Genomic DNA, 16,893 nt, shown 5'->3' on the forward strand with positions numbered 1-16,893 from the left:
TCGGCTCCTGCCTATGGGACAAGGAACCGATCGTTCATCATTTAAAAGCGCTTATCGTTACTTATGCAACTCTACAATCTTCGTGGGAGCCATTTCCACATTCCGTTTGTCCACCTGTCGGACTACACTGGCAGCCAACGAAAGAAATGCACGGCCGGTAACCGTATTCTCATCCAAAGCAACAGGGGTACCGTTATCGCCGCCCTCGCAGATACTCTGTACAATCGGAATCTGTCCCAACAACGGAACATTCATCTCTTCAGCCAGCTTCTTGGCACCTTCTTTCCCGAAAAGATAATACTTATTCTCCGGAAGTTCTGCCGGAGTGAACCAAGCCATATTTTCCACCAGACCAAGAATAGGAACATTCACCTTATCATTAGTGAACATGTTGATCCCTTTACGTGCATCGGCCAAAGCCACAGCCTGCGGAGTACTAACCACAACGGCACCGGTCAAGGCCAATGTCTGAACTACGGTCAGGTGAATGTCACTTGTTCCCGGTGGCAGATCGATCAGGAAATAGTCCAGATCTCCCCAGGCAGCATCTCCGATCAACTGCTTCAGCGCATTGCTCGCCATCCCCCCACGCCATAAAGTAGCTTGGTCAGGATCGACAAAGAAACCGATAGAAAGTAATTTTACACCATACTTTTCAACAGGAATAATCATATCGCGTCCGTCTATTTTTTCAGCGTACGGACGGGCATCTTCTACCTGAAACATTTTCGGCATGGAAGGACCGAAAACGTCGGCATCCAGTAAACCGACTTTATAGCCCAACTTAGCCAACGCTACAGCCAGATTGGCCGACACGGTAGATTTACCCACCCCTCCTTTACCGGAAGAGATACCTATGATATTCTTTACCCGGGGTAACAATTTACCGACTTCGGGACGTGCAGCCTGTACGGTTTTCACACTGATATTTCCAGCTATCTCCACGTCTTTGCTCACATGGGTAAGAATAGCTGTTTCAGCAGCCTTTATCACCGACTTCATAAACGGATCGGTCGGTTTTTCAAAAATCAGGGAGAATGAAACCTTCATTCCCTCTATACGAATGTTATCCTCCACCATACCGGCCTCCACAAGATTCTTTCCGGTTCCGGGATAACGCACTGTAGCCAGTGCATCGAGTATCAATTTAGGATAGATTGTCATAGTTTGTATTATTTAGATGTCTGCAATCCGCTCCGCTTGCTACGGTTATAGCTCCGGTACGAATCGAGTTCAATTTCAATATCCGGTTCTCTCAATTCTCCTTCCTGCGGTAACAGGAATTTGATGTATTTAATGCTTAAACCACGATCGAGCCATTGTTGTTCATAATAGGTCTTGATGCCCAGAATGTCATCAACGAGATCGGAGTGATAAAGATCTTCGGTGATAAACTCCACCGGCAGTTTGTTCTCCTCAATCATATATTTGGTATAAGTGAACATAAAGTTACTGTCTGTCTTCAGATGGATAATTCCGTTGGACACCAAAAACTTACGATAACGTTCCATAAAATAGGTAGAAGTCAGGCGTTTGGTCGCTTTCTTCATTTGCGGATCAGAGAAAGTCAGCCAGATCTCACTCACTTCGCCTTCCGCAAAAAAACGGTCGATGATCTCAATGTTGGTACGCAGAAAAGCAACGTTCTTCATGCCTGCCTGAAGAGATTCGGTGGCCCCCGTCCACATGCGGGCTCCCTTAATGTCTACCGCAATAAAATTCTTATCAGGGAACATCCGTCCCAGTCCGACGGTATATTCGCCGCGCCCGCAACCCAACTCAAGTACAATCGGGTTATCGTTCTTAAAAAACTCTTTGTGCCATTTTCCCTTCATGTCAAAAGGCACATTGTCCACTGCCGAGTAAGGATACTCAAAAACATGCGGATAACTTGCCATATCGGCAAACTTCTCTAATTTATTTTTTCCCATTCAAAAAAGTTAAATCGTTTCTACCCAACCGGTATAGTTATAAAACACCCGGTCGTTAAATTGCTGGCGGAACAACGCATATTTGTCAATGCCCGTACAATGGCAGACTCCCAGACGTTTGGGAAGCTTCATGCCCAGAAAAGCGGAAATCACATTGAACTTTTCTATGCCTGCATTATGGATATGAAAGCCTCCCATCACCAGTTTCAGTCCCAATCCCGGAAATGCAGTCTGCACGGCACGAATAATATTGGTAATCCCCCGGTGCGAACAGGCGCTCAGCACTGAAAGGGATTTTTCACTCTTCAATATCAATGCCAGTTCATCTTCAAAGGTATCGGGACGCATCTCGCCTCCTATCTCCACGAAGAAATGCTCAAAGTGCGTGTCGTTCCTGTCTACTATCCTGACATCCGGAAACGCAAATACACCCGGTACAATCTCCGTAGTTTCGTCGATCAGCCAAAAGCGGGACTTATCCAATGCTTCGGGATGCAACATTCCGTTTTCACGTTCATTCTTGAACTTCCTGCGGAACACTTCTTGTTTACATACCACCTTTGCCCTGCTGTTCATTTTCAGGAAAGTATGCAATCCACCTGTATGGTCACGATGTCCGTGGGACAGTATTACAAATTCCACATCGGTCAGATCGACTCCCATCAAACGGGCATTCCGGATAAACAAATCCGAAGCACCGGTATCAAACAGCACCTTGTGTTCCCCCGCTTCAACAAGCAGGGAAAGCCCATGCTCTCCCTGTAATCCCTTACCGTAAACACTGTTTTCTGCGAGGGTTGTTATTTTGTAGTTCATTTATCGAACGTTTATTCTACAATGGTCACCCATCCGTGAGTGTCGGGCTCGTCACCGTACTGGATACCACGCAGCTTGTTGTAGAGTTTCTCACAAACAGGACCCGGCTTTCCGTCTTTCGAAATTACGTATGATTTACCATTCTCAAGGTCATCGATGCGTTCGATCGGACTGATGACAGCAGCAGTACCGCAAGCTCCTGCTTCTTCGAAAGTGCTCAGTTCTTCTTCCGGTACAGGACGCCGCTCTACTTTCATGCCCATATCTTCTGCCAACTGCATCAGGCTCTTATTGGTGATGGAAGGAAGGATAGAAGTAGACTTCGGTGTGATGTATGTATTGTCTTTAATACCAAAGAAGTTGGCTGCTCCGCATTCATCAATATATTTCTTTTCTTTGGCATCCAGGTAGAACTCACAGGAGTAGCCCAGATCGTGCGCTTTTTTGTTGGCACGCAGGCTGGCTGCATAGTTACCACCAACTTTGTAGATACCGGTTCCGTGGGGAGCGGCACGGTCGTACTCGCGGATAATGACATAAGGATTGGTAGAAAAACCACCTTTGAAATAAGGGCCTACCGGTGTGACAAACACGACAAACATGTATTCATCTGCCGGATGAACCCCTACCTGGGCACTGGTTCCGATAAGCAACGGGCGAATGTACAAGGACGCCCCACTCTCATAAGGCGGGATGAAGCGTTCGTTCAATTTCACTACTTTCAGAATAGCTTCCTTAAAACGTTCGGTCGGCAATTCTGCCATCATGATGCCCTGACAGGTGGATTGCAGACGTGCGGCATTCTCTTCCAGACGGAAAATACGTACCTTACCGTCTTTACCACGGAAAGCTTTCAAGCCCTCGAAAGCCTCCTGGCCATAGTGAAGACAAGTGGCAGCCATATGCAGATTCAGCACTTCGCTGCTGCTTATCTCAAGTTCACCCCATTTGCCGTTACGGAAATTGATTCTCACATTGTAATCTGTCTTCATATAGCCGAATGACAGATTGGCCCAGTCTATTTCTTTCATATCGTTAGTTATTAGTTATTTTCGATTGAGCAACAAAAATAACCTTTATTCTTCAGATAGCCTCCTTTCTTGCAGTAATTTTTCAATTTCCCGATCCGCCTTTGTCAGCTTTCCGGCGCAGAAAGCTATTATTTCATTGGCTTCTTTTATTTTTTCACTCAGTTCGTCAATCTCCAGTTCGTTACTGTCAATCTGGCGAACGATCTTTTCCAGACGTTCCATGGCCTGTGAATAGGTTTCTTTTTTCTTTGCTGGCATATTTATCATTATAAAGGAATACTTTCTACTTTCGATTTCACTTCACCTTCGTAAAGACGGGTAATCAACTCGTCTCCCGGTCGCAGACAGGCAGCATTCTTCACCGCCTTCCCCTCTTTCAGCGTTATGCTGTATCCCCGTTTCAGTAGTTTTTGTGGTGAAGCATCCGCAATGCGGTTTTGTAAAAGTTCCAACCGATGATGCTGACGGGCCAATAAGGTCTCAGCAGCATGAGAGAGGTTGCTCTTTGCCATTTGCAACTTTATCCGCGATTCCGAAAGCTTGCGCATCACTTGTGAAGGAATGCGCGACTGTAACAGTGAAAGTCTCTTTCGCTCTTGCTCCAAACGGTGATAGATGCGGGCATGCAATTCTCCGGCCAACTCTTCAAGCCGATCCGCGGCCTCTTCCATCCGGTTGATTAACAATTCGGCCGCAGCTGTCGGAGTTTTCACCCGGGTATGTGCTACGGAATCGAGCACGGTATCGTCCCGTTCGTGCCCGATTCCCGTTATAACAGGCAGCGGAAACTGGGCACAGGCAGCGGCCAGCAGGTAGGTGTCGAATCCGGAAAGATCGGAAGTTGCCCCTCCTCCACGAATAATGACAACTACGTCGAACTCTTCCATCCGGGCATTTACTGCATCGAGAGCGGCCAATACGGACTCTTCCACCTGATTGCCCTGCATCAGAGCGGGGAAAAGTTCCGTATTGAAGTAAAATCCACGGGAGTTGTGCTGCAATTGATGGCAGAAGTCACCATACCCCGCAGCCGTAGCCGAAGAGATGACCGCAATGCGTTGCGGCAGCAAAGGCATTTCCAGTTCTTTGTTCAGCGTCAACACTCCTTCTTCTGCAAGTTGCCTGAGTATTTCCCGGCGCCGGCGTGCCATATCCCCCAATGTATAGGTAGGATCGATGTCCTGCACAGTCAGACTGTAACCGTACAATTCATGGAAAGCAACGGTCACTTTAACCAGCACCTTAATGCCGGAAGTAAACGACTGCCCGGTGGCTTCTTCGAAATAGGGCTTCAGCAGCCGGTAGATATTGGCCCAGATCGTTCCCCTCGCTTTGGCTATCAGATTATTGCTGCGGGGATCTTTCTGGACAAACTCCAGATAGCAATGGCCCGTACTGTTTGTACGGACATCGCTCAACTCCGCCTGTACCCAGTATTCATCGGGCAGGCACTGTTCCAGGCTCCGCCGGACCAAAGCATTCAGTTCGTGAAGAGAAAGGGTGTCTTGCATACTTTATTTTTTCTTAGAAGCAGATTGATAGGCCTTCCACAGATCGGGCACTCCGTATCCATAGATGTTATCGGGGAAATCCACCCGGTCGCCGGATTGGCGCACCAGTTCGATGATTTCCTTAGCAGTCAGTTGCGGACAAGCTTGCCACAGGCAAGCCACCATGCCGCACAGGATCGGTGAAGCAAACGAAGTTCCGCTCGCTTTGCGCAAATTACCGTTTGTCCCCATCACATCCGAGTTCAGTCCCACGGCAACCACATCGGGTTTCACGCGATTATCGGCTGTGTTGCCGATAGAAGAAAACGAAGCCAACACACCTCTACGGTCGATAGCACCTACCGTCAGCACATTCTCCGCATCACCCGGTGCCGTGATCTTCTTCCAGGAGGAGGCGCCCGAGTTACCGGCACTGCATACCAGTACGATTCCTTTATCTGCCATTTTCGACGCCTGGCGGGACATCAGTGCATGGTGTCCGTCCAGGTCACGATATTTATAGTTCTTGGTAGAATCATCGAAAGTGAAATATCCCAGCGAAGTATTCACCACATCCACTCCCACACTATCGGCAAACTCTACGGCCGCCGCCCAATAGTCTTGCTCTACCAGGTGTTCGGACGCTTCATCTTCACTGCGAAGCAGCCAGTAGGAAGCTTCGGGAGCCGTACCCACCATCACGTAAGGTTCGTTCATTGCCATGCAAGACAAAACGGCCATCCCATGCGAGCCTTTGGCATAGATATCGCTTCCCGGTTCGACAAAGTCCTTTGTACCCAGGATACGGATATTCTTCATCGCATCAATCTTGTCTACGTTATGGTATCCGGCATCGATCACGGCGATGGTCATGCCTTGCCCCTTGAATCCGGCTTCATGCAGTTTCTCGCCATTGCTGGTCTCTATTTGCCGGAAAGCGGGACCATAATAGGCTTCGCTCCTGGCCGGACTGTTCACCAGAGAGTCGCGTTTATCTTCCGCAGCAGGTTTCGACGGGGCAACCCACACCTTCTCCGTAGCGCGCACAAAAGGCAGCACAGCTATTTCGCTTATCACAGTACTGTCGTTGCAAGATACGGTGACGAAATTATCCCATTTTCCAGTGACTACGATCTTCACTCCCTTGTCGCGGATGGCATCCACATACTGACGGCATACCGGCAAATCAGTCGAATCGATGGGCAACTGTTGACGTTGGCGGCGGGCAATCGCCTTTTCTGACAGAAACTTCTCGGGATGCTTCAGTGAGTAGGTTGTGGCAGCCTTATCTTTCAGGCTGATGCGATACTTCAACGTATCCTGTTGTGCCGATGCCTCCAAGGCTACGAAGGCTAAGGCAATAAGTGCTAATTTTTTCATTTCGTATTTTTATTTTTCCGTTTTTATTCCCAGTTTTTGTTTTGTTCTATCACCAATCCGATGCCGCGTTGCGAAGCGATAAATGCTCCACCTATCACTCTCCGTCCGTCATAGAACACGGCCGACTGTCCCGGAGCAATCGCCGAGGCTTCTGCAAGAAAACGAACCAAAAGGCGTCCGTCTTCAAGCCTTTTCACCCGGCAAGGGATCGGACGGCTACGGTAACGGATACGTACTGCGAGTTCCGGGCACGAAAACAGTTCGTCCTCATCCACAATATTATCTTGTTCCGCCACCATATATCCGGCTTTCAACTGTTCGGCATCCCCCAGCATGACAGTGTTCTTCTGCGGATTAATTTTCAAGACATAAGCCGGTTTGCCCAGTGCGATCTCGAGTCCTTTACGCTGGCCGATGGTATAATAAGGAAAACCCCTATGTTGCCCCAGCTTCACGCCTTCGGAACTGACAAACCATCCCGGACCGATCTCCGCATCAAGTTCCGGGCACTGTTCACGAAGAAAGTCCCGATAATCACCTTTAATGAAGCAGACTTCCATGCTTTCCCCCTCTTTCGACTTGGCTTCGTAACCTTTCTCACGCAGATAGTCGCGCACAGTCTGCTTGGTGTAGTTGCCCAAAGGAAAGATACAGCGTCGCAGGACGTCCTGCCCCAATCGCCAGAGGAAATAGGACTGGTCTTTCTTTTCATCATCACCGGCAACAATATAGATGTACCCGTTCCGTTCTTCCAATCGGGAGTAATGTCCGGTGGCTATCCAATCGCAGCCCAGTTTGTCAGCCCATTCTATCAACATGCGGAACTTAAATAACGGATTGCACATCACGCAAGGGTTCGGCGTACGTCCCTGCCGGTACTCGTCTATAAAGTTTTTGACAATAGTATCTTTAAAAGGAACACGTTCGTCGGCCACATAATGTTCTATCCCCATACGTACCGCCAACTCTCTGGCGTCCTGCGGCTCATCGCCCCAGACACGCATGGTGACACCTACTATCTCGTATCCCTGCTCTTGCAGCATCAGGCAAGTGGCGGTACTGTCTATTCCCCCGCTCATGCCGACAAGAACACGTTTATTGGATTCTTTCATATTCATTCTCTTTTTACGAAGAATGCAAATGTACGAGATTCCCGGCAGAATACAATCAATTGGACAAGTTAGTATACAAACTTTAAAACTAAAGGATGTATGATCAATGCGATACCATGAGGGTGTGTCGAAACTTCTTTCACCACGGAGTAACACAGAGTATCACAGAGTCTTTTTATTGATAATCAACAACCTAAAATCATCTCTGTGTACTCTGTGGTGAGTTTTGACACAGTCCCCTTTTGTCTGTTTGTCAAATTGATAACAGAACCTCTCCACGTTTCAGTTTTTCGAAGCTCCGGCAAGGTTCATGGAGAAAAACGGCTTATTTCCGGTTAGGAGATTATCCTTTTAGCAGGGAATCAGGAAAGAGGTAAGCCGTGAGACAGAAAAAGAAATAAAACCGGAACATAAGGACAGTGTAACAAGAGATACAGGTTCTTTTTATTACTTCAGTAAGTTCTCTTTTCCACTGACAACCAGAGAAGATTCAAACACTTCGGAGGCCAGATTCCGGCACAATAGGAGTTATTAGGAAAAACATATAGAGATATTTGGAAAACATATAAGCATTTTCGAAAAATGTAACCGTCTTTTGGAAGAAATGCTTCCTTCTTTTCCGGAAAACCAACCGTCTTTTACCCCCAAACCCCGGCTCTAATCTTTCAAAACCCCGGCTTTCCGTCATCAAAAGCACCGTTCTTCCGCCCCGTCCCCTCCAGTTTGCAGTTCCGGAAGGAAAGGGCTGTTAGCAAAAACAGCATTATCATTACTTTTTGCACACAAAACAGGCTGAGATATATCAAAATCACAATTTCATTTAATCAGCGCAGACAATGGTCCTCTTCTCCGTCATTTCCATCTGTCACTGCCGTGAAGCTCCAAAATGTTATTACATTATCTTCACTCTTTCCGCAATAATAAAAGAGATACAAGAAATACGAAGAATAAAAAAAACAGCTAAAACCATTTGCTTTCTTCAAAAAGAATCTGTATATTTGAGTAATAAGAAGCTCAGATATGGCAAACCCAAAACTACCGGGAATACCCGAAGCTGAACAAGCTCTGTTGTATGCCAAGCTGAATGAATACAACCGGGGCCGCATGTCCTACAAAGAGGCAGGAGCCTACTTTGTGGTTCTGCCGAGACCGGGACATCCCACCTATTCGGTTTGGGTTTACTCTCCCTCACTTGAAAAGAACAGACTTCTGTTTATCCACGAGCTTTCCGCCGACATCAACGAATCATTACGGATGGCAAGTACACTGTTTTTCTTCTCCAGACGCTGTCTGCTGATCGTGGAATACAATGAAAAGAGAATGCAAAGCAATGGAGACGACATTATATCGTTCGGCAGATATCACGGACATTATTTACACGAAATCCTGAAAATCGATCCGGCTTACCTGAGTTGGATAGCCTACAAATACACTCCTAAAATCCCGAAACAGGAGCGTTTTGTTGCAATCGCACAAGTATACCACTCGGTGCATCTGGACATCATGCAACGAAAAGCACGCCAAAAGCGCGAAACCAGCCGCTTTCTGGGTAACGAAGGGGAAAAATTAGAGAGTCTGAATCTCAAAGTAGTGAAGGTACGGCTTGAAGACGATCCATATAAAACAAGAGTCGTGGGAAGCGCCGTTCAGTTCTTTGTACGGCAGATAGTGACACTGACCGACCCATCGGGAAATCTGGTGATCATGAAGATTTCCTCAAAGACACCCAGTCCTGTATCTTGTCAGCTCCCGGCCCTGGAACATGAGTTCCGTCCGGGTGAAATAGTCCACATCGCCTCGGCAAGGGTAGCGCGCACTTACGAAAGTTACGGCTCAAAGTATACACGTTTGAGCCATGTGAAGTTTCGTCAGGTAAGTTAACGCTTTGTCCAGTCGTCTTTTACATAACTGGACGGATAGGAAGTAGAGTCTACTATCCCGCCTTTCTGACGAATCCAGGTATCAAACGTACGGCTACCTTCGTTCAACACAATAATGCGCGCACCATTAGGCAAATGATTGTACTCTGTATTACCACCGGTAAAACGACCGTAGGCCAAAAGGATGTTCTTCCACATCACAGCATAATCGTTATCGTGATCGTGTCCTACGAAAACACCCATCACATCGCCCGCCTCTTTCATGGCAGCAAACATACCGGTATTCAATTTCGGTGCGCAGGCTTTCTCCATACGGGTACCACGAAGAATGGCATTTTCATTGGCAGCAGCTTCATTATACTCCGGAAGGGGAATATGGAAAAAGGCCAGTGCCGGATAAGGTTTGCCACCGTTCTGCGCTGTATAAGCGGCGCTTTGATCACGATACCACGAGATCTGACCGAAAGTCAGCCATGCATATCCGTCTACATCCTTGAGTGAAGAGTAAGAATGTGAGTCCATACAATAGAGCAATGCGGCATCCTTTACGGCATCGGCAGAGGATTTCACTGTCAGTACATAGTCGGGCGAAGGAGAAGCGCCACGATCGGGCAACAAATTGCCGGGTACACCACGAATCAGGTCATAGAGTTCGGCACGGGTCTTTCCCTGTTCATTATCATGGTTGCCAAAAGTAACAACGAACGGAAGCTTACGGCGTTCCACTTGTTCAAGTACCTGGAGCATACCTTTATCGGCAGGAGAAGAATAAACAACATCACCGGTGAAAATTACGAGATCGGGATGTTCGGCATCCAACACTTCCCCTATACGCTCGAGGGCTATATCTGAGGCCGGGTTGCCATACTTAAAATGTACATCGGTAAACTGGACGATTTTAAATTTACCGTCTTTATTGAATCGTAAGACGGAACTTTGGGCAACACCATCATTTATTGCCATGAAAGAAAACAAAACGGCCAATAAGGTCCCAAGAATCTTTTTCATACTATATTACGTTTAGGAGTTGAATTTAATCACACGCGATTGATCAGCACGGTTGCATAAGCGGAGATGCCTTCTTCCCGCCCGGTAAAACCGAGCTTCTCGGTAGTAGTGGCTTTAATCGAGATATCATCCGCATCAATGCCCATCACTTCGGCAAGCACCTGCTGCATAGAAGGGATATGGGCTTTTAGTTTAGGACGCTCCGCACAGATCGTTGCGTCGATATTACCTATTTGGTACCCCTTGGTGGCGATCAGTTCCACTGTTTTCTTCAATAAAATCTTGCTGTCTATATTCTTATACTCACCGGCATTGTCGGGGAAGTGATAGCCGATATCGCGCATATTGGCAGCACCCAGCAAGGCATCGCAAATAGCATGTACCAGTACATCGGCATCCGAGTGTCCTAACAACCCTTTTTCATGTTCCAAAAGAATGCCCCCCAACCAAAGTTCACGCCCTTCTACCAACTGGTGGACGTCGAAACCAAAACCTACTTTTATTTTCATAAGAGTTATTTTTATAGATGAATAAAGGAATTCCCGGATTTACCGGATATAGAAATCGAGCAACTTCTCTGCTTCAAGATACCCCTCCAAGTGCTGGCCGATACTGACCGGACCCACTCCCACAGGAGTCCCGGTAAAGAGCAAATCGCCGATTTTCAGGGTCACAAAACGACTGACATAAGCAATAATATCATCTATCTTAAACAGCATATCAGCCGTATCCCCCTGCTGCACGGTGTTTCCGTCTATATCCAGATGAAAACGGAGATTCTGCACATCGGCAAAGCGTTCTACCGGTACAAATGTACCAATCGCAGCGGAACTATCAAAACCTTTGCACAACTCCCAAGGATTGCCGGCTGCACGGAACTGACGCTGCAAATCCCTCGCAGTGAAGTCGATACCGACCGTTAGTGCATCGTAGTAACGATGAGCGAAGCGCGGAGCAATATTCTTCCCCAAGCGGTTGATACGTACCACCAGCTCGGTTTCATAATGCACTTCATTTGAGAAATCGGGAATAAAGAAAGGCTTTCCGTCTTTGAGGATAGCCGAATCGGGTTTCATGAAGATTACCGGCTCTTTATTCTCCAACGTATGTCCCAGCTCTTCGTTGTGCCGGGCATAATTCATTCCAACAGCTATAATCTTCATGATCTATTCTGTTTCATTAAAGTTCAAACGGTTAAACATGACAGCAAGATGGGCATAAAGTGACGTATTCTGCACCACAATATCTTCCGGGACGCGAATACGGAAGGGAGTAAAATTCCAGACGGCTTTAATACCACCGGCTACCATCGTATCCGTAATGCATTGGGCAATCTCGATGGGCACAGTCAGCACACCGATGTGTACACCATACTCTTTCATCTTCTCCAGAAAATCATCGGAATGGAAAATCGGAATGCCATTAAGCGTAGTACCTACCAATGTCGGGTTCACATCAAAAGCTGCCACAATCTCCAGACCGAAATGGCTAAGACCGGAGTCACGTAGCAACGCTCCTCCCAGACTACCCACACCGAAAAGGAAAGCCTTGTGCATATTCGTAAAGCCAAGAAAATCTTCCAGAACAGCAATCAGCGCATCTACCTCATAACCCACACGAGTACGGCCGGAAATATTAACATACGACAAATCTTTCGCAATCTGTGAAGCATCGATGTTTATTTCTTTAGATATCTGAGTGGAAGAGACATAGCGTTCGCCTTTCTGCTTCAGCAACTTTACATTCGAAAGATACCAAGGCAACCTACGTAAAGTAGGCTCCGGAACCTTTGTACTGTCTTTATGCTGTATCTGATTATTCATAGTCACTTCATTCTGCTTTTACATTAGCGATTGACAAAATTACACTATTTTTTCCGAAATGCCATAAGGATGTCATAGAAGCTTAACATAATTTCTACATACAAAAACGCCCGGGGACACTTAAGAGTTTGCAAGGTTCGGAACAATATATTATTTTTGAGCTTAATTAATAGACTGGAAAAATGAAGAACAGCGATTGGAAAGACCGGCTGAACGTGGTTTACTCCACTAACCCGGATTATAATTACGAAATGGATGATGACGAAGAGCAAGTAACCCTGGAACCGCCACAACAGAACTTACGGGTACAGTTGGACCGGAAGAACCGGGGCGGTAAAGTCGTGACCCTGATTACCGGCTTTGTCGGCACCGAGAACGATCTGAAAGATTTGGGAAAACTCCTCAAGACGAAATGCGGAGTAGGCGGATCGGCCAAAGACGGAGAGATGATCATACAGGGAGACTTCAAACAAAAAATAGTAGAACTGCTGAAGAAAGAAGGGTATACGAAAACAAAAGCAGTAGGAGGATAAATCCATTCACTTTATGTACAAAAGCACTGTCCCGGATTCTGTATAAACAGAGAACCGCAACATTATGGACAGCTACAAAAAAACGGCCGCTACAGAGTTTCTGTGCGGCCGTTTCTATATACTTGATTCCTTGAGATTATTCAGCTCTCAAAGTGAAACGTTTGAAGTCAACGACCTTCAATTCAGGATCAGCTTCTTTCAACACTTCTCTTACTGTCTTCTTGGCATCCATGATATCTTCCTGGTTCAGCAAGCAAACTTCCTTTAAGAACTTGCCCAAACGTCCTTTAGCAATGTTCTGAATCATTTGTTCAGGCATATTTGCAGCCTTTTCAGCAGAAACAGTAGCAATGATTTCTTTTGCCTTCGCAACATCTTCGGCTGTAATCCAGCCTTTAGCCATATTGCTTTCCATGTGGTCTTCGCTGTCCACATGAGTCGGATTGATATTAGCTTTCTTCAAAGCAGCTTCTACAGCCTTCTGTACCTGTTCAACTTTTGTCTTCTCAATGGCAACTTCGATTTCCTTCTGCTTCACTTCTTCAGAAACACCATCCTCGTCAACTGCAATCGGATTCATAGCGGCAACCTGCATAGCCACTTGCTTAGCCAGCTGTTCGTCAACATTCTTATTGAAAGCAACCATAGTGCAAAGGCCGTTTCTGTTCATATGGTTGTAAGCAGAAATTGTAGCACCTTCCAAAACCATGTAGCCATCCAGTTCCATCTTTTCACCGGTAATACCGCTTCTGTCTGTTACAGCCTGAACAACAGTAGCGTCACCCATCGGAAGAGCCAAAACTTCTTCCAGAGTTTTGCACTTGTTAGCTACAGCAGCGTCCAGAATATCCTGAGTAAGTTTCACGAAATCAGCATTCTGAGCAACGAAGTCGGTTTCGCACTTCAAAGCGATGATAGCACCAAAGCCATTTTCAACTTTTACCAGAACACAACCTTCAGAAGCTTCACGGTCAGAACGTTTTGCAGCAACTGCCTGTCCTTTTTCGCGAATAATCTTCATTGCTTTGTCGAAATCGCCCTCAGCTTCAGTCAACGCGTTCTTGCAGTCCATCATACCAGCACCGGTCATTTTACGGAGCTTGGTTATATCAGCCATTGTTACAGCCATAATATCTTTTATATTTTAAAATGAATAATCGTTTGAATAAACAAAATGTGCCAATCTGCCAATCAAAATGCCAACACCCTTACAGGTGCACCGGCACATTAGCAAATTGGCACATTATTATATTAAGCCTCTTCGTCTTCCTTCAGGAAAGCAGCAGCTTTAGCTGCATTGATTGCTTCTTCGTCAGATTTATCGAGTCTTGCCTTAGCTGATTTCTTCTTGCCTTTGTTAGCAGGAGCTTCACCGGCAGCTTCCATATCGATCTTCTCAGCTTTTCTTTCTTCCAGACCTTCGATCATTGCAGCGCAGCAAGCATCGAGAATAACTTCTACTGATTTAGTAGCGTCATCATTTGCCGGAATAACGAAGTCGATGTTTGTAGGATCTGAGTTAGTATCAACGATACCAAATACAGGGATGCCCAAACGGTTAGCTTCGCGAACAGCGATATTTTCTTTCATTACGTCGATAACGAACAGCGCAGACGGCAGACGAGTCAGGTCAGCGATAGAACCCAAAGTCTTGTCCAACTTAGCACGCTGACGAGAAATCTGAAGAACTTCTCTCTTAGACAAATTTGAGTAAGTACCATCAGCTGTCAGCTTGTCAATTGTAGTCATCTTCTTCACTGCCTTACGGATAGTAGGGAAGTTAGTCAACATACCACCCGGCCAACGTTCGATAACATAAGGCATGTTTACAGATGCAGCTTTTTCAGCAACCACCTGTTTAGCTTGTTTTTTAGTAGCAACAAAAAGGACTTTCTTGCCTGATTTTGCAATCTGTTTCAAAGCTTCTGCAGCTTCGTCAACTTTTGCAACAGTTTTGTGGAGGTCAATGATATGGATACCATTGCGTTCCATGAAAATATAAGGAGCCATTGCAGGGTTCCACTTTCTTTTAAGGTGTCCGAAGTGGCAACCGGCTTCCAGTAATGTATCAAAATTTGTTCTTGACATCTTGTTTTTTCTTTAAATCGTTTACTTTCTTTTTTGTTTTTTCTAAACCAACCGCCGGGTAGCCTGTTTAAGAGTCCCGGTAGTTTAGATACTAAACATATTCCGTCAGACAGCCCATTAACGCTTGCTGAACTGGAATCTTCTACGAGCTTTCGGCTGACCCGGTTTCTTACGTTCAACAGAACGCGGATCACGTGTCATGAAGCCTTCCGAACGAAGAGCTGACTTATCTTCAGCGTTGATCTTAACCAGCGCACGGGCAATAGCTAAACGCAAAGCCTGAGACTGACCAGTGAAACCACCACCACACAGATTAACCTTAATGTCATACTTCTCAGCAACACCAAGTTTGTTCAATGGTTGTTTAACAACATACTGAAGAATAGTTGATGGAAAGTACTCTGCAAGGTCTCTCTTGTTAATAGTAATCTTTCCTGTACCTTCGCTTACGAATACGCGTGCAATCGCACGTTTACGTCTGCCTAATGCATTTACTACTTCCATTATATCTTATTTAAGTGAGTTTATATCAATTGCTTTCGGGTTCTGAGCGTCGTGCTTGTGTTCGCTACCAGCGTATACATACATATTGCTCAGCAACTTAGCTCCCAATCTGTTTTTAGGAAGCATGCCCTTCACTACTTTTCTCAGTAATCTGTCTTCACCGTTAGGTTTGGCAATCAAACGAGCAGGAGTCATTTCTCTCTGACCACCGGGATAGCCAGTGTAAGACAAATAAACTCTGTCATTCCATTTATTACCACTTAATTTTACTTTGTCTGCATTGATGATAATAACGTTATCACCGCAGTCTACATGAGGAGTAAAGTTTGGTTTATACTTTCCTCTCAACAGTTTCGCAACTTTTGCTCCCAGACGACCTAATGTTTGGTCTGTAGCATCAACGATAACCCATTCTTTGGTTACAGTTGCCTTGTTTGCAGAAATGGTCTTGTAACTTAAAGTATCCACTCTTAATTTGTTTTTTAAATGTTACTACTAAAAATTTTCTTCACCACTTATCAACCTTCCCCGGACAAAGGAAGATTAACTTGCTATGAATTAATCTCTTATCCTTTTGAGATAATAATCGGCTTGCAAAAGTACGGCTTTTCTTTGAATTGGCAAACTATTTCTGCCTTTTTTTGGATTTATCCGATTGATAACGAGCACCAAGCTATCGACTATGAACAGCAGCCGGCAGACAAAAAAAGAGACTGCAAGTAACAATTCACCACTCAATCAACGCCACAAGGCATAATCGGCAGCTTGCTACCTGCAGTCCGTAAATCCGTTGTTATAATCTGAATTATCTTACAATATCATCCGGGAATTTATCAGGCATCTCAATGCGTTTCCAGGTTTCATTATACCAGCAGTTCAATTCATTGCCATTCAGGTCCTTCTCTATAAAGTATTTAAGATGCAAGATTTTATCATCGATAAGTTCAAAAGTAAGAACGTTATCCTGATTATCGAGCATCGGCAAATGAATATTCTTTTCAATACTTTCAGCATAAGTATGGTCTGACAACTGTTCATAGTTGCCATAGCCGGTTATAATAGCATCCGATCCCGGACGAATCGTAAAGTTCACAATTCTTCCATCATCACTCAGCACTTTGAAAGTGTTACTCGGTTTAAGCACTCCCGGAGCATCCGGACTCTCTGAAACATAATGGCACAATTGCCAGATTCCTTTCAGATTAGCAGGTTTAAAGTTACCTTTTTGTGCCATCACATTCGTTACCGCAAACAGCATTGCCGCCAGCATGGTAAAAAAATAAAGTTTTTTCATATC

At 45.7% G+C, this 16,893-nt stretch carries 20 protein-coding genes; 3 read left to right on the forward strand and 17 right to left on the reverse strand.

Annotated features, from left to right (window positions below; genetic code table 11):
- Positions 1 to 57: 57 nt before the first annotated feature.
- The 8 genes from G7Y45_RS00885 to mnmA are packed head-to-tail and all read right to left on the reverse strand — an operon-like array spanning position 58 to position 7,760.
- Positions 58 to 1,164: an Mrp/NBP35 family ATP-binding protein gene (locus tag G7Y45_RS00885; RefSeq protein WP_005782459.1), complete on the reverse strand. Its 1,107-nt coding sequence runs from the start codon at positions 1,162 to 1,164 to the stop codon at positions 58 to 60.
- 8 nt (positions 1,165 to 1,172) lie between these two features.
- On the reverse strand, positions 1,173 to 1,931 hold the full coding sequence (gene trmB / locus G7Y45_RS00890; protein WP_005782457.1) for a tRNA (guanosine(46)-N7)-methyltransferase TrmB: 759 nt from the start codon (positions 1,929 to 1,931) through the stop codon (positions 1,173 to 1,175).
- A 9-nt stretch (positions 1,932 to 1,940) separates the two neighbouring features.
- On the reverse strand, positions 1,941 to 2,747 hold the full coding sequence (locus tag G7Y45_RS00895; RefSeq protein ID WP_005782455.1) for an MBL fold metallo-hydrolase: 807 nt from the start codon (positions 2,745 to 2,747) through the stop codon (positions 1,941 to 1,943).
- A gap of 11 nt (positions 2,748 to 2,758) precedes the next feature.
- Positions 2,759 to 3,778: a branched-chain amino acid aminotransferase gene (locus G7Y45_RS00900; RefSeq protein WP_005782453.1), complete on the reverse strand. Its 1,020-nt coding sequence runs from the start codon at positions 3,776 to 3,778 to the stop codon at positions 2,759 to 2,761.
- 45 nt (positions 3,779 to 3,823) lie between these two features.
- Positions 3,824 to 4,036 carry an exodeoxyribonuclease VII small subunit gene (gene xseB / locus G7Y45_RS00905; RefSeq protein ID WP_005782452.1) on the reverse strand — a complete coding sequence of 71 codons (213 nt, stop codon included), beginning with the start codon at positions 4,034 to 4,036 and terminating at the stop codon, positions 3,824 to 3,826.
- 8 nt (positions 4,037 to 4,044) lie between these two features.
- A complete protein-coding gene (xseA, locus tag G7Y45_RS00910) occupies positions 4,045 to 5,289 on the reverse strand; it encodes an exodeoxyribonuclease VII large subunit (RefSeq protein ID WP_032542426.1) in 1,245 nt (414 codons plus the stop codon).
- Positions 5,290 to 5,292: 3 nt separating this feature from the next.
- A complete protein-coding gene (locus tag G7Y45_RS00915) occupies positions 5,293 to 6,648 on the reverse strand; it encodes a S8 family serine peptidase (RefSeq protein WP_165017096.1) in 1,356 nt (451 codons plus the stop codon).
- A 23-nt stretch (positions 6,649 to 6,671) separates the two neighbouring features.
- Positions 6,672 to 7,760, reverse strand: a complete 1,089-nt coding sequence (gene mnmA / locus G7Y45_RS00920; protein WP_005782449.1) for a tRNA 2-thiouridine(34) synthase MnmA — start codon at positions 7,758 to 7,760, stop codon at positions 6,672 to 6,674.
- Positions 7,761 to 8,780: 1,020 nt separating this feature from the next.
- On the opposite strand from mnmA, the gene G7Y45_RS00925 reads away from it, so the two are divergent.
- Positions 8,781 to 9,641, forward strand: a complete 861-nt coding sequence (locus G7Y45_RS00925; protein WP_165017090.1) for a hypothetical protein — start codon at positions 8,781 to 8,783, stop codon at positions 9,639 to 9,641.
- Here G7Y45_RS00925 and G7Y45_RS00930 read toward each other — a convergent pair.
- The 4 genes from G7Y45_RS00930 to G7Y45_RS00945 all read right to left on the reverse strand — a co-directional run bounded on the left by G7Y45_RS00930 (position 9,638) and on the right by G7Y45_RS00945 (position 12,477).
- Positions 9,638 to 10,603 (reverse strand): metallophosphoesterase family protein, encoded by a 966-nt coding sequence (locus tag G7Y45_RS00930; protein ID WP_175413959.1) that lies wholly within the window; start codon positions 10,601 to 10,603, stop codon positions 9,638 to 9,640. The genes G7Y45_RS00925 and G7Y45_RS00930 overlap by 4 nt on opposite strands.
- A 74-nt stretch (positions 10,604 to 10,677) precedes the next feature.
- On the reverse strand, positions 10,678 to 11,157 hold the full coding sequence (ispF, locus tag G7Y45_RS00935; RefSeq protein ID WP_005782445.1) for a 2-C-methyl-D-erythritol 2,4-cyclodiphosphate synthase: 480 nt from the start codon (positions 11,155 to 11,157) through the stop codon (positions 10,678 to 10,680).
- A 39-nt stretch (positions 11,158 to 11,196) separates the two neighbouring features.
- On the reverse strand, positions 11,197 to 11,811 hold the full coding sequence (locus tag G7Y45_RS00940) for a fumarylacetoacetate hydrolase family protein (protein ID WP_005811159.1): 615 nt from the start codon (positions 11,809 to 11,811) through the stop codon (positions 11,197 to 11,199).
- Positions 11,812 to 11,814: 3 nt separating this feature from the next.
- The gene (locus G7Y45_RS00945) at positions 11,815 to 12,477 is read right to left on the reverse strand and encodes a redox-sensing transcriptional repressor Rex (protein WP_005811161.1); all 663 of its coding nucleotides are present in this window, start codon (positions 12,475 to 12,477) and stop codon (positions 11,815 to 11,817) included.
- Positions 12,478 to 12,653: 176 nt separating this feature from the next.
- Here G7Y45_RS00945 and G7Y45_RS00950 point away from each other — a divergent pair, with 176 nt between their 5' ends.
- Complete coding sequence (locus G7Y45_RS00950) at positions 12,654 to 13,004, forward strand: translation initiation factor (protein ID WP_005782442.1); 351 nt, start codon at positions 12,654 to 12,656, stop codon at positions 13,002 to 13,004.
- 136 nt (positions 13,005 to 13,140) lie between these two features.
- On the opposite strand, the gene tsf is transcribed toward G7Y45_RS00950, so the two are convergent.
- The 4 genes from tsf to rplM all read right to left on the reverse strand — a co-directional run bounded on the left by tsf (position 13,141) and on the right by rplM (position 16,064).
- Complete coding sequence (tsf, locus tag G7Y45_RS00955; RefSeq protein WP_165017087.1) at positions 13,141 to 14,133, reverse strand: translation elongation factor Ts; 993 nt, start codon at positions 14,131 to 14,133, stop codon at positions 13,141 to 13,143.
- Between the two features lie 122 nt (positions 14,134 to 14,255).
- A complete protein-coding gene (gene rpsB, locus G7Y45_RS00960; protein WP_005782438.1) occupies positions 14,256 to 15,092 on the reverse strand; it encodes a 30S ribosomal protein S2 in 837 nt (278 codons plus the stop codon).
- Between the two features lie 117 nt (positions 15,093 to 15,209).
- Complete coding sequence (gene rpsI / locus G7Y45_RS00965; RefSeq protein WP_005782436.1) at positions 15,210 to 15,596, reverse strand: 30S ribosomal protein S9; 387 nt, start codon at positions 15,594 to 15,596, stop codon at positions 15,210 to 15,212.
- Between the two features lie 6 nt (positions 15,597 to 15,602).
- The gene (gene rplM, locus G7Y45_RS00970; RefSeq protein WP_005782434.1) at positions 15,603 to 16,064 is read right to left on the reverse strand and encodes a 50S ribosomal protein L13; all 462 of its coding nucleotides are present in this window, start codon (positions 16,062 to 16,064) and stop codon (positions 15,603 to 15,605) included.
- Between the two features lie 18 nt (positions 16,065 to 16,082).
- Between rplM and G7Y45_RS00975 the strand changes: the two genes are divergently transcribed.
- Complete coding sequence (locus tag G7Y45_RS00975) at positions 16,083 to 16,319, forward strand: hypothetical protein (protein ID WP_005811169.1); 237 nt, start codon at positions 16,083 to 16,085, stop codon at positions 16,317 to 16,319.
- A gap of 82 nt (positions 16,320 to 16,401) precedes the next feature.
- On the opposite strand, the gene G7Y45_RS00980 is transcribed toward G7Y45_RS00975, so the two are convergent.
- On the reverse strand, positions 16,402 to 16,890 hold the full coding sequence (locus tag G7Y45_RS00980) for a DUF4488 domain-containing protein (RefSeq protein ID WP_005782431.1): 489 nt from the start codon (positions 16,888 to 16,890) through the stop codon (positions 16,402 to 16,404).
- Between the last annotated feature and the right edge of the window lie 3 nt (positions 16,891 to 16,893).

It is taken from the genome of Bacteroides sp. ZJ-18, assembly GCF_011038705.2.
In the GTDB taxonomy this organism is placed as follows: domain Bacteria; phylum Bacteroidota; class Bacteroidia; order Bacteroidales; family Bacteroidaceae; genus Bacteroides; species Bacteroides hominis.